At 40.4% G+C, this 12,821-nt stretch carries 12 protein-coding genes; 6 read left to right on the forward strand and 6 right to left on the reverse strand.

Annotated features, from left to right (window positions below; genetic code table 11):
• Positions 1 to 67: 67 nt before the first annotated feature.
• The 3 genes from FHG08_RS17575 to FHG08_RS17585 are packed head-to-tail and all read right to left on the reverse strand — an operon-like array spanning position 68 to position 2,280.
• Positions 68 to 490, reverse strand: coding sequence for a thiol-disulfide oxidoreductase DCC family protein (locus FHG08_RS17575; protein ID WP_178957328.1), 423 nt, complete (start codon positions 488 to 490; stop codon positions 68 to 70).
• Positions 491 to 517: 27 nt separating this feature from the next.
• A complete protein-coding gene (locus FHG08_RS17580; RefSeq protein ID WP_178957329.1) occupies positions 518 to 1,045 on the reverse strand; it encodes a response regulator transcription factor in 528 nt (175 codons plus the stop codon).
• Positions 1,042 to 2,280, reverse strand: a complete 1,239-nt coding sequence (locus FHG08_RS17585) for a HAMP domain-containing sensor histidine kinase (RefSeq protein WP_178957331.1) — start codon at positions 2,278 to 2,280, stop codon at positions 1,042 to 1,044. The genes FHG08_RS17580 and FHG08_RS17585 overlap by 4 nt, the downstream gene beginning before the upstream one ends.
• A 375-nt stretch (positions 2,281 to 2,655) precedes the next feature.
• Between FHG08_RS17585 and FHG08_RS17590 the strand changes: the two genes are divergently transcribed.
• Together FHG08_RS17590 and FHG08_RS17595 are read left to right on the forward strand one after the other, a co-directional pair.
• The gene (locus tag FHG08_RS17590; RefSeq protein ID WP_178957333.1) at positions 2,656 to 3,735 is read left to right on the forward strand and encodes a ketoacyl-ACP synthase III; all 1,080 of its coding nucleotides are present in this window, start codon (positions 2,656 to 2,658) and stop codon (positions 3,733 to 3,735) included.
• An 82-nt stretch (positions 3,736 to 3,817) separates the two neighbouring features.
• Positions 3,818 to 4,204 carry a VOC family protein gene (locus tag FHG08_RS17595; RefSeq protein ID WP_178957335.1) on the forward strand — a complete coding sequence of 129 codons (387 nt, stop codon included), beginning with the start codon at positions 3,818 to 3,820 and terminating at the stop codon, positions 4,202 to 4,204.
• Positions 4,205 to 4,255: 51 nt separating this feature from the next.
• On the opposite strand, the gene FHG08_RS17600 is transcribed toward FHG08_RS17595, so the two are convergent.
• Together FHG08_RS17600 and FHG08_RS17605 are read right to left on the reverse strand one after the other, a co-directional pair.
• Positions 4,256 to 5,617 (reverse strand): M17 family metallopeptidase, encoded by a 1,362-nt coding sequence (locus tag FHG08_RS17600; protein ID WP_178957337.1) that lies wholly within the window; start codon positions 5,615 to 5,617, stop codon positions 4,256 to 4,258.
• An 83-nt stretch (positions 5,618 to 5,700) separates the two neighbouring features.
• On the reverse strand, positions 5,701 to 6,123 hold the full coding sequence (locus tag FHG08_RS17605) for a hypothetical protein (RefSeq protein WP_178957339.1): 423 nt from the start codon (positions 6,121 to 6,123) through the stop codon (positions 5,701 to 5,703).
• A 103-nt stretch (positions 6,124 to 6,226) separates the two neighbouring features.
• Here FHG08_RS17605 and FHG08_RS17610 point away from each other — a divergent pair, with 103 nt between their 5' ends.
• The 3 genes from FHG08_RS17610 to FHG08_RS17620 all read left to right on the forward strand — a co-directional run bounded on the left by FHG08_RS17610 (position 6,227) and on the right by FHG08_RS17620 (position 10,876).
• Entirely contained in the window at positions 6,227 to 6,385 is a 159-nt protein-coding gene (locus FHG08_RS17610) for an oxidoreductase-like domain-containing protein (RefSeq protein ID WP_178957341.1), read from the forward strand.
• A gap of 333 nt (positions 6,386 to 6,718) precedes the next feature.
• Positions 6,719 to 9,289: a TonB-dependent siderophore receptor gene (locus FHG08_RS17615; RefSeq protein WP_178957342.1), complete on the forward strand. Its 2,571-nt coding sequence runs from the start codon at positions 6,719 to 6,721 to the stop codon at positions 9,287 to 9,289.
• A gap of 144 nt (positions 9,290 to 9,433) precedes the next feature.
• Entirely contained in the window at positions 9,434 to 10,876 is a 1,443-nt protein-coding gene (locus FHG08_RS17620; RefSeq protein ID WP_178957344.1) for a sulfotransferase, read from the forward strand.
• On the opposite strand, the gene FHG08_RS17625 is transcribed toward FHG08_RS17620, so the two are convergent.
• On the reverse strand, positions 10,845 to 11,753 hold the full coding sequence (locus FHG08_RS17625) for an alpha/beta fold hydrolase (RefSeq protein ID WP_178957345.1): 909 nt from the start codon (positions 11,751 to 11,753) through the stop codon (positions 10,845 to 10,847). The two genes, FHG08_RS17620 and FHG08_RS17625, sit on opposite strands and share 32 nt — an antisense overlap.
• A gap of 129 nt (positions 11,754 to 11,882) precedes the next feature.
• Between FHG08_RS17625 and rlmF the strand changes: the two genes are divergently transcribed.
• On the forward strand, positions 11,883 to 12,815 hold the full coding sequence (gene rlmF / locus FHG08_RS17630; protein WP_178957347.1) for a 23S rRNA (adenine(1618)-N(6))-methyltransferase RlmF: 933 nt from the start codon (positions 11,883 to 11,885) through the stop codon (positions 12,813 to 12,815).
• Positions 12,816 to 12,821 lie beyond the last annotated feature (6 nt).

Here is a 12,821-nt window from a genome sequence, read left to right on the forward strand (position 1 = left end):
TTTACTAGTAATCAAACGCCGCGATTTTAGCACAGCCTAAGTGATACAGCACTTGCTAAAAATGTGGCTATAAGTAGTGTTCTTCATCTTTTTGCAGAGGAATTCGACAGTGTTGGTATTTACCAAATAATGTATAACGGTTTTTAGCCACTTTGTTATAAAGCCAATCAGTCAGCCTTCGTGGTAATAACTTAAATACGCTAAGCAACTTCCACGGATAACTTAACTGGCTGAACACCCGAAAAACGGCTTGGCTACGGGTAAATGGCTTTTGTGCTTCTATATAAATCATCGAAGTAAAATTGGTAGTGGAAAAACCAAATTGAGCAAGTAGCGTTTGCCCTGCCGGCGATTGCACGCTGCACAATTTAAATTTTATGGTCGGATCGTGAGCTATAATAAAATTACACCACGCACTACAAAGCTTACATTGCGCATCAAATAATATAATTTTTTGATTTAACATTAATGCCGCGGAATCATCGCTCATAAAACTTTTCACAAATTAAGTACTAAACTACTGCTGCACTGGCTTTTTTTGTAGCTTACGCTGCAAGGTGCGCCTATGCATATTTAACTGCCTAGCGGTCATTGATACATTACCGTTATTACTGTGTAAAACATGTTGAATATGCTCCCACTCTAAACGTTCGGGCGACATAACCCCCTCTGAAATTTCAGTTGCTGCCGTACTTGCCACCTCAACTTTGAGTGCTTTTAATAAACTTGCCATATCAACAGGCTTAGTTAAATAGTCATTAGCCCCTAAGCGCATCGCCTCTACCGCCGTTGCTATACTTGCAAAGCCAGTGAGCAATACAATATGAGCATGTGTGAGTAAATGGCGCAGCGGTGCAATCAGCGACAGTCCATTCTCATCGGCCAGCTTCATATCTAATAAAATACAGTTAGGCTGTTGCTGACGAGCCCTTAGAAGTGCATCAGTGTGATTATGTGCGATCTCGCAATTAAACCCGTGCTTAGTTAGCCGACGTGCTAACGTCGTCGCTAAATTAATATCATCCTCAACAATAAGTAGCTTCATGCTTTTGTCTCTGCTGTTAATAGTGGCATTGTTATCTTTGCAACCGCTCCGCCTTCGGGATGATTATATACCGTTAGCGAGCCATTTAACCTCTCAAACGTCACATTTGATAACATAACTGCGATCCCCATGCCTTGCTCACTAGGCATTAAATGCCCACCTAACTCCGCTAACTCTGAGGATGAAAAGCCAGCACCAAAATCACGAATAATTAACGCAATGTTTTGTGCGTCAGGTTGCTGCCAACTTAGTTCAAGTTGCACTTGGCCGTGCTTTTGATTAGCAAGTACTGCATTTTGTAATAAATTTAAAATTGCAGGTAGCAGCATAGCGTCACTTTGTAATGTGGCTTCAGGTGCCCCGTTAAACCAGTTTATTTGTTGATTAGGATATTGTAATAGTAACGTATCATGAATTTGATTTTGCAACTGCTCTGCTTTAATGGGTGCTTGAGTGTTTTGATCCCGTAACTGCATTGAGAGATTTCTAAAGTCGTTAAGCTGAGTGCGGCATTGCAATAGCGGCGTTTGCATTTGCTGAATAACTTCATTGTCGGGATGCTCTTCTAAAAGCTCTTCAAACAATAATTGTAAATTAGCAATCGGTGTTGCTAATTGATGAGTAATTTGCGCCGCAGCGCCATCAAGTGTAACCAGTTGTTCATTGCGCAACTGTTTTTCTCTAACCTTCGCAATAGTGCGCTCACGCTGCTGCAAAGCGCGGTTCATCGCCCCTATCACTAGCGCTATTACGCAAGCACTTATAACAAAGTTAACCCACATACCAATAAAATGACCATTCATGTTCATTTGGTGCATACTGTGTTCGGGCATTCTAATTAATAATAAGCTATAAGCGGCAATCGCCAATATAGCGATATAGGCAAGCCCTCGAGCGCTTAATGTAATGGCAGCTATCATAATAGGCAACAATAGTAACGACACAAATGCGTTAGTGGCACCCCCGCTTAAAGACAACAAAATGGTTAAAAAAAGCACATCGGCGGTCAATTGCATTAGCATGCCAATTGGCTTTGCTTGGCTTACATGCCGGTAGGCAAATACACTGGCTAACTGAAAAACCGCCTCAACAGCAATAACCCCTAACAACGGCATAAGTGCAATTTGATGTTCCAATAAAAAATATACACTGAGTACCGTAATAAGCTGGACAACAATGGCACCACTGCGCAGCATTAATAATCGGCTAATAGCTGGGTCGGTTTTAATTAACACGATAGAGTTCCTGAATACACTGGGTTTTATTATTTATGATTAACATGCTTTTTTTATTGCATTTATTATACACTAAACCGTCTCATATTAGACTCTGACTTAGCTACACTCAAGCATACATCGCGGATAAGGCGGTTGTTTTTTGTAAGCACTAAAGCGCGATGGACTAACTTGGAAAAAAGCGCCTAAGCTACATGCTTTTTGGTTTACAAAGTAAAAACCAATAATTAACCTTTCACTAATAATGCAACAAACAATTGGTAAAAAAGCAGTGATTACAGCCCTATAGCTGCTATAAACTAGTGTTAATAGCTAATTTTTGTTATAACGTACTCATTAGACGAACACGTCATACCACTTTTAAGAGAACACACTATGCCTTACGCACATATCACTGGTTGGGGGAAATGCATTCCACCAGCTAGCATCAGCAACGACGAAATAAGTGAAATTGTAGATACCACCGATGAGTGGATCACCACGCGTACCGGTATCAAAGCACGTAGAGTAAGCCATGTAACTACCGCCGAGCTTGCTAGTGTAGCTGCAAAACATGCCATTGCTTGTGCAGGTATAGATGCAAAAGACATCGATTTAGTTATTTTAGCAACGTGCACGCCGTCAACTGTAGTGGCAAACACCGCTTCATTGGTACAAAAAAATATCGGTGCCACAGGCGCTGCAGCCATGGACACCAATGCAGCATGTTCTGGTTTTTTATATGCTTTACAAGCTGCGACTGCGCAAATTCAGGCCGGTATGATCAAAAAAGCCGTAGTTATTGCCGCTGAACGCATGACGTGGTATGTAAACTGGGCACGACGCGACAGTGCTGTTTTATTTGGTGATGGTGCCGGTGCCGTTGTGCTTGAAGCAGCAGAAACACCTGCAGGCTTATTAGGGACTAAAACCGGCTGTGACAGCGAAGATCGTGATATTTTACACATTACTAATTTCGGCAGTGATTTAAATAAATATGAGCCAATTGGCCCATCAGATCTTTTATTTGAAGGTCGTGAAATATTTAAACGTGCGGTTAAAGGCATGAGTGAAGCCTGTGACGACGTGCTTGAACAGGCAAACCTTAAGTTAGACGATATAGACGTACTTGTGCCACATCAAGCTAATTTGCGCATTATTCAAGCAATTCAAAACCGTTTAAAGGTTGAAGACAGCAAAGTAATGGTTAACATTGGCGAATACGGTAATACCTCTGCTGCGACGATTGCCATTGCGCTGTGCGAAGCCGTTGAGCAAGGTTTAATTAAGCCGCATGCCAATATTATGTCGGCTGCATTTGGAGCAGGCCTAACGTGGGCGGCAAGCTATATCAAATGGGGCGAGCGAGTAACACCCATTGCTGTTAGCGATGCTATGCTTCCACCGTGTGATAAAACAGGTTTAGAGCTTGTTGCACCAGCTGTAAAAGCGTGTAAAGACGCAGAGCCTGGCTAAAAGCTAACATTACCCCAAGCAAATATGTATTGATAAAAAGCGCACTGAAAGCAGTGCGCTTTTTGCTTTTTAAGGAAAATATATGCAACTACTAGGCATTCATCATGTAGCCATCATTTGTAGCAACTACCCACGCTCTAAAGATTTTTATAGTGAAATATTAAAACTCACGATTATTAATGAGCACTACCGAGCAGAGCGTCAGTCTTACAAACTCGATTTAGCTTTACCTGATGGCAGTCAGTTAGAATTATTTTCGTTTAATGATGCGCCAAGTAGACCAAGCTACCCCGAAGCACAAGGACTTAGACATTTAGCATTTAAGGTTAGTAGTGTAGAAAACAGTAAAACGTATTTAGAGTCGCATGGAATCGACGTAGAAGAAATAAGAGTGGATGAAATTACCGGCAAAAAATTCACCTTTTTTGCCGATCCAGATGGTTTACCCCTTGAGTTATATGCGCTTTAACATCAAATAACTCAAGGCAAGGTATGTTTGATTTAGTTAACCCTAGTTAGGTTAGTTAAATCGATTTTGTAGGTAAGTAAATACTGCACGAATACCCAGAGCTTCACCACCTGCAGGGCGCCCTGGTAATGCTCGTAAGTTCCATGCCATTACATCAAAATGAACCCATGGTGTGTTTGGCTCTACAAATTCTTTCAAATAAAGCGCAGCGGTTATTGCGCCACCATATGGCGTACTTGAACAGTTAGTCATATCAGCCACATCGCTTTTCAAAAATGGGGTGTATTGCTCGAATAACGGTAATTGCCAAACAGGGTCGTTAACTTGCATCCCCGAATCCATAATCGCATTAGCTACATCACGTTCCGTTGAGAAAAAGCCTGGCAGTTCTGTCCCTAAAGCAACACGGCACGCGCCAGTTAAAGTAGCGAAATCAATAATTAATTCAGGATCATCGTTTTGTGCTTCGCTTAGCGCATCACACAGAACTAGTCGCCCTTCTGCATCAGTATTATCTATTTCGACCATAATACCTTTACGTGTTTTTATTACATCGCCTGGGCGAAATGCATTACGCGAAACGGCATTCTCAACCGCAGGGACTAACACGCGAAGACGTATTGGTAAGTTAGCGGCCATAATTAGTTGTGCTAAGGCAATAACATGTGCGGCCCCGCCCATGTCTTTTTTCATGTTACGCATGCCTGAACTTGGTTTTAAATCCAGTCCACCTGAGTCAAAACATACACCTTTACCTACTAATGTAATTAGCGGCGCATCAATCGCACCCCACTTCAAATCGAGTAAACGCGGTTTGTTTTCACTTGCACGGCCTACCATATGAATAGTTGGGTAATTTTGTTCTAATAACTCATCACCTACCCATTGAGTAAACTCGCCGTCGAATGTATCAGCTAAATCGCTCATTACCTGTGATAAGTGCTGCGGCATCATATCAGCAGCGGGGGTATTTACTAAATCACGGGCTAGATTAATTGCATCTGCTTGTTGTTTTACTTGTTCATATAATGTTTTATCAGCAATGCCAAGCTGAGCTTTAGCTGTGGCTTTTTGTTTATACTCACTGAACTCATAACCACCTAACACAAATCCTAAAGCAAGTTGAGAAACTAACGATTCATCACCCTGAATTTGATAGCATCCTTTAGGTAATTTACTTGCAAGCTCGCCAGCGGCCCAAAAATCATCAGCTCGTTGCATAATACAAAATACTTGGCTTAGTTCACCCGTTTCTGCGTTTGGTATTAACGCCAGCCCTGACTTTTCAAAATCGGTATTTGCAAGCCACTGCTGCACAAAGCTCGGTTGCTGAGTAAGCCAGTCTGTTAATTCATTTTTAACAACAAAAGATAGAGGGATACCTGAAGAGGTATGACAAAGTAAAGCGCTCATTAATGACTCACATAATAGAAATTGATGTCCTAGCATAACAATAAGCACTATTAAAAGGTATAGCTAATTATACTCTAACTAGCTTACTTCTTTTCGGAGGGAGTTGAGTCTTGCTGTTGGTTTTGTTGAGTAATTTCTTGATCAATTTCTTTCATAGGCTTATTCATACTAAAAGAGCTCGGCAAAACATCAACACCCACTAACTGCCCTAGCTTAACAACCAATGGAATAGTTAATGGTGCAAAAGGTAATAACGCAAAAATGCCTAGCCCCAACCCTTTTAAAATATCAACAAACTGCTCATTGGCGCGTTTTAGCTCTGCTTTGTTTGTTTGCCCTTGAGTATAACGCTTGTAGGTTATTAGCATCTCTTTGGTTTCTTGCCTTTCTTGAGCAAGGGCTATTTTAAGCGCGACCATAGCACGGCGAAAACGCAGTTGCTGTCGCTTTTTACTAATTTTAGCAACCCGCCAGGGGGCACGATGAATGACTTTATATAATCGCATAGCCTGTATTCTCACACAGCGCTCTAAGTTCACAAAGAATAATTTACACGCTTTGTTCAATCATTTATTCTAGGTGTCCTTTTTTCCACTTTTGTAATAAAAAATGCAAAAAAATCGCCCCGAAACTAAACCCGAAAGACCAAAATCTGATGAATGCTGTGGCGGCGGCAGTTGCTGCCCTTGTGTGTGGGATGAATATAAAGAAAAGCTGGCAGCGTGGAAAAAACATCATGGTGAAAATATCAACAGCAAATCAATTTAATTCAATAATATAAAATGACTAAATTAACTTATTTAGTTAGTCATTATGTATCAATGTCTGTTTTTTCCTCCTTTTCTCGCCCTAGCTGCAATTAACTCTGCGTTATTTTTAGATAAATCATTTGTTTCAACTTGTTAAATAGTGGTTAATTTCCCATTGCCCTCTTTAGTTTTTTTATCTATAGTCTATTTCGAGGACTCACAGGAGGTGCGCTTAATTAATTAAGCTTTTAGGAGTGAGTTAGCTATATTTGCTCCCCATTGAACGTGAAATGTCCACAATAATAAGTCAGTAATAGACTATACAAATCAATTCTAACTGGGGATATTTAGAATGAAATTAAAAAGCAACGCGCTTCAACAGGCCATCAAATTTGCTCTAGCAACAACAGCCGCAGGCTTGTTTGTTTCTGGTTCAGCAATTGCTCAAGAAGAGCAAACAGAAGTTAAAGTAAACAAAAATGTAGAAAAAATTGCCGTAGTAGGTACGCGCTCTGCGCCCCGCTCTATTGGTGACTCACCTGTTCCTATCGATATCATCGGTGGTGAAGAACTTAGCAAATCAGGTAATACTGATATGCTAGAGCTGTTAAAAGGGGCTATTCCTTCTTTAAACGTTCACTCAATGCCAATTAGTGATGCCGCTTCACTAGTGCGCCCTGCAAACTTACGCGGACTACCTTCAGATAGCACATTAATCTTACTTAACGGCAAACGTCGTCATCGCGCTTCAGTTATTGCCTTTTTAGGTGGTGGTATTAATGATGGTGCGCAAGGTGCCGACATTTCAGTTATTCCAAGTATTGCACTGAAACAAGTAGAAGTACTTCGCGATGGTGCTGCTGCACAATATGGTTCTGATGCAATTGCTGGGGTTTTAAACTTCCAACTTAAAGATGCCTCGGAAGGCGGGTCATTTGAAGTTCGAAAAGGCCAATATTACGAAGGCGACGGTGATACAACCCAAATTTCAGGTAATGTGGGTTTACCGTTTACCGATAGCGGTTTTGCAAATTTAAGCTTTCAGTACAAAACAGCCGATGCGACTAGCCGCTCGGTACAAAGACCGGATGCCGCAGCACTTGATGCAGCTGGTGTTCCCGACATTGCTCCAATCACCCAAGTATGGGGTGCACCAGAGGTTGATGACGACATCTCTATCTTTGGTAATGTTGGTTTAGAGCTAACTAATGACTCACAATTTTATATGTTTGGTAACTATTCTGAACGTGATGTACGTGGTGGTTTTTATTACCGTAACCCGCATACTCGCCCTGGTGCATACTCAAATGATGGTGGCGAAACACTCCTTGTTGGTGATTTAACCGGCGACATGAGCGGTAATTGTCCAACAATCATGATTGATGACAACGTTCTTGATAACCCTGACTACATTAATGGTGTAGCAAACAACCCTGATTGTTTCGCATTTAACGAAATGCTTCCGGGCGGTTTTACACCAAACTTTGGTGGCAATATCACAGATACGTCACTCACTATTGGTACTAAAGGCGAGTTTACTGGCGGCTTTTTAGAAGGCGCTTACTATGATTTAAGCGGTACTGTAGGGTATAACGAATCTCGCTACTTTATATACGACACAATCAATGCATCATTGGGTCCAGATAGCCCGCGTGATTTTAGCCCAGGTAAATATGAACAATTAGAGAAAAACTTTAATTTTGATATTTCAAAGGGTTTTGACTTTGACTTAGCTTACGATGTAAACATTGCCGGTGGTTTAGAGTGGCATGAAGAAACCTTTACCGTGGTATCAGGCGATGAAGCTTCGTTTATAGCTGGCCCACTAACTGATCAAGGTTTTGGTATTGGTTCTAACGGTTTCCCTGGATTTAAACCATCAGATGCAGGCGAATACGACCGTCGAAACTATGCAGCTTACATTGATATTGAAGCGCCATTTACTGAAGAGTTCTTAATGGGCTTAGCGCTTCGCTACGAAGATTACGATACCTTTGGTTCAACCACTAACTATAAGTTAATGGGTCAATACCACCTTACTGATGATCTGAATATTCGAGGTTCAATTAGCACCGGTTTCCGTGCACCTACCGTAGGCCAAGCGAATGTTAGTAACGTACAAACTAACTTAAGCAGTGGTGTACTGGTAGATTCAGCTTTGTTACCACCTACAAACCCAATTGCTATTCAACTTGGTGGTACTGAACTTGAGCCTGAGGAATCACAAAGCTATACCTTTGGTGCGGTATACACCATGGGCGATTTATTCTTAACAGTTGATTACTACAACATCCAAGTAGATGATCGTATTAGTCAGTCAGATAAAATAGAACTTAGCCAAGCAGATAAAGACACGCTCGAAGCTGCCGGTGTACCTAACGTACAAAACTTAGCGCAAGTTAGTTTCTTTACCAATGACTTTGATACCACTACTCAAGGTGTTGACTTAGTGGCTAACTACTCAGCTGAATTATTCAATGGTAGTTCTACATTTAGCTTAGCGTACAACTGGAATGAAACAGAAGTAACACGCTCAAGTGATATCACAGGAGCATTTAAAGTAAGCCGTCTTGAAAATGATTTACCTAATCACCGTGCAACACTGAGCTGGGCACAGCAATGGGAAAGCTTTTCAGCATTTTCTCGCCTTAATTACTTTGGTGAGTACCAAGGTGTTCACGTAGATTATGATGAAACCGCTAAAATAGCTGATGCAGCAGTAACATTAGATGTTGAAGTAACTTACTTTATGAATGACTCAATCAGTTTCTCAGTCGGTGCACAAAACCTACTGGACCAAGAAGCAGAGAAACTTGATTTTACCGTAGCACCTAATAACAATTGGGGTGGTAAGTACTACGAAACTTCTCCATACGGTATTAATGGTGGTTTTTACTACGCTAAAGCAACCTATACTTTCTAAAATGTGTTAACAACAAGAAAAGGCGAAATGTGTAATGCATTTCGCCTTTTTATTACCCTCTATAAACCCATTTAAAATGACCATTACACTCGCATTTTTTATGGCGTTAGGGTTATAGTAAATAAAAAGAATATTTGTTGTATTATGCTACTAAAAAAAGCAAATGAGTTATTATCACAAAACAAGCTTAGAGAAGCTGAGTTTCATTACAAAACGCTTTTACAATCAGAGCCAGACAATGGTGACGCCCTATTTGGCCTAGGTAAGGTAGCATTGCGTTTAGAACAATTTGATGCCGCTGTGTATATACTACAACGGGCGTGTCAGCATCTACCCTATGTATTAGAACCCTTATATGCACTAAGTGATGCATTTAATGCGGTCAACTCCCCTGAAGATGCGCAAAAAGTACTCGAATACGCAGCCAGTATTGCTACAGAAAACCCAGACACTCATTATTATTTAGCTCAGCACTATTTAAACTTTGGCGAGCTTGATAAAGCGCAGGCCACATTTGAGGAGGCATTAAAGCTTGGGATAGCACCGGTTACGGCTTATGTTTTATTTGAATTGGTACAATTAGGGCGCTTTAATAAAGCAAATAATTACATTGATCAGTTACACCATTTTTTAACGCAAACAAATAACCTACGCTTAAAAATGGTCTGTTACTATGCTTTAGCTAAAAGTTACGACAAGTTAGATGATACTGATCAAGCATTTAATTACTTTGTTATTGCCAATCAGCAACAACGTAAACTCAGTGAATTTAATACTGAGGATTTAATTGGGTTTTATGATCAACTTATTGAATATCACAATGAAAGTGTGCTCAATTTAGCAAAACTAAACAAACAGTACCCTGTCACACCCGTGTTTATTATTGGCATGCCACGAAGCGGTTCAACCTTACTTGAGCAAATGTTAGCAGGGCACAGTCAATGGGCAACGCTTGGAGAGGACACCAGTATTAGTAATAAGGTAGTTGCTTTTTTAGAACATAAAACAGGATTACGCTACCCTCAATGTTTAGCTAAACTAACAACGCCTTTAATTAACCAAGCCAGAGATATTTATTTAGATACGTTAAGCTCTTTTGGAGGCAACTGCCCATTTGTGATCAATAAACTGCCGAGCAACTATCAAAACTTAGGGCTAATTTATATTTTATTCCCAGATGCTAAGTTTATTAACCTGACCCGCAACTTTCACGCAACCGCCTTTTCAGTGTTTACTAATTACTTTGCTGAAAACGAACCCTATTTTTGTGATTTAAATCAGTTTACTTTGTACCATCAGCTTTATGAAAAACTGATGAGCCATTGGCAGCAATTTAACCGCTTAGCTATTTATAATTTAAGTTACGAGCAGTTAATTGAAAATCCCAAGGAACAGTTAACCGCACTATTGAGTTTTACGGGCTGCGAATTTGAACACACTTGTTTAGACTTTTACAAAAATAAAAGCGCCGTTACAACGCTTAGTAAACATGCCATCAGGCAACCTGTAAATAACAAAAGCCTTGATAAGTGGCAGCGTTATGAAGCCCCTTTACTTAATTTGCTCTCGTTGCCTCAAACCAGTTAAGCACATCCATAAACTGTTCTTGACGTGCCTGAGGGTGAGTAAGCATATTTATATGGTCGTAATCTACTTTGTGCCCAAAGCGGCGGCCATATATTTGCATCTTTTGCACCCCAGTACCTGACTCATCAATAAATTTTTGAATATCGATAGGCTGTGCCAATGCTTTATCTTTTACTGCCGCAATATGTAACGTTGGAGGAAGCGTAAGATTTGCTAATGTTTTAGCGTAGTCAAAGCCGTCATCACTGTCTATCCATGGCTTTTGCTTGGCCCACTGCATACTTTGGTAATGCGACTTTTGAGTTTCATCATCACTGCCCCACTTTAAGCGTTTTGCCGGTAAATAACCGTGTTTTTTCGCTAAAATTGGTGCCATAAAATACCAAATCAAATTGGCCTGGAATAATTTTTTTGGGTGGTTATTAAATAGCGAACGCTTTGAACCAAAATAGGCACACGCTTTTACATCGTTTATCAACTCAGGGAAGCGAGCAAACACGCTATTAAGCAACACCCCCCCCCAAGAATGAGCAACTAAAAAGTCAGGTTTTTTACTCTCTAACTGTTCAATTTTTTCAATGAATGCCGGAATATCCTCAACAATCGCCTCAGTTTGTCCATAACGTGCTTGTTTACAAATGGCAGGCTTACTTTCACCACGCCCGCGTAAATCAGCTACGTAGCAACTATACCCTTGTTCAGCTAAAAAAGGCGCTAACCCTTTATTGCTATGAGTGTAAAATATTTTGCCATTTTCTACCGCGCCATGAATTAATAGCACCACAGGCCCACTTGGCTGCTGGTTTGCGATACGGCGCAAATGCAGTGTTTGATGGTTACCTAATTTAATAAAAACAGACTGTTGAGTAACTGCCAAAGCGAATTCCTTATAATTGCTAACAACTCATCCTACCAGTAATAACTGGTAAGCCAAAGGGAAAATTATGCACTTTTTCTGTCTGTATTTGTTACTATTGGCTTTTATTCCTGTTGTTAAAAAAGCCTCATGAAAGCAAAATCAACTCGTTCTAAATTACATCCGCGCAATCAACACAAAAATGGTTACGATTTTAATTTGCTTACCTCGCAAACCCCTTCGTTAACTGCTTTTTTAATTACGACTCCAGCAGGCAATCAAAGTATTGATTTTAGTAATAACTTAGCTGTAAAAACCTTGAATCAGGCGCTATTAAAAAGTCATTACAACATTAACTTTTGGGACATTCCTGAGCACAATTTATGCCCACCTATTCCAGGTAGAGTTGACTATATTCATTACTTAGCTGACTTACTCAGCGAAGATAATCAGCAGGTTATTCCCACTGGCCGACAAATTAAAGTGCTTGATATAGGCACTGGCGCTAACTTAGTTTACCCGCTAACGGGCAGTAGCGAATACCAATGGCACTTTACTGGCAGCGATATAGACTCTGCAGCAATCAAAATAGCCAAGCAACTCGCTCAGTTTAATGATTTAAAAATAACGCTTAAACAACAAAAAAATCCTGAACATATTTTTAAAGGGGTGATTAATGCGAAAGATTTGTATCATTTAACGATGTGTAACCCGCCATTTCACGCCAGTGCAGAAGAAGCCAATAAAGGCAGTGAACGCAAATGGAAAAACTTAGGCAAAGCGCCTTCGCAAGCACTTAATTTTGGAGGACAAAGCAATGAGCTATGGTGTGAAGGTGGTGAGCTGGCCTTTATTTCTAGCATGATTAAAGAAAGCAGTGATTACAGTGACCAAGTAATTTGGTTTACCTCGTTGGTTTCTAAAAAAGAAACTCTGGCAGCCTTACAAGCACAGCTAAAACAACAGCCTATTAGTGAATTTAAAATTGTTGAAATGGCACAAGGGCAAAAAGTCAGTCGCTTTATTGCATGGAGCTATTTTGATAAGGCCACCCGTGAACAAATTTGTGAAGAATTAGCATAAAAGCCA

Source organism: Pseudoalteromonas sp. Scap03 (genome assembly GCF_013393115.1).
Classification (GTDB): Bacteria; Pseudomonadota; Gammaproteobacteria; order Enterobacterales; family Alteromonadaceae; genus Pseudoalteromonas.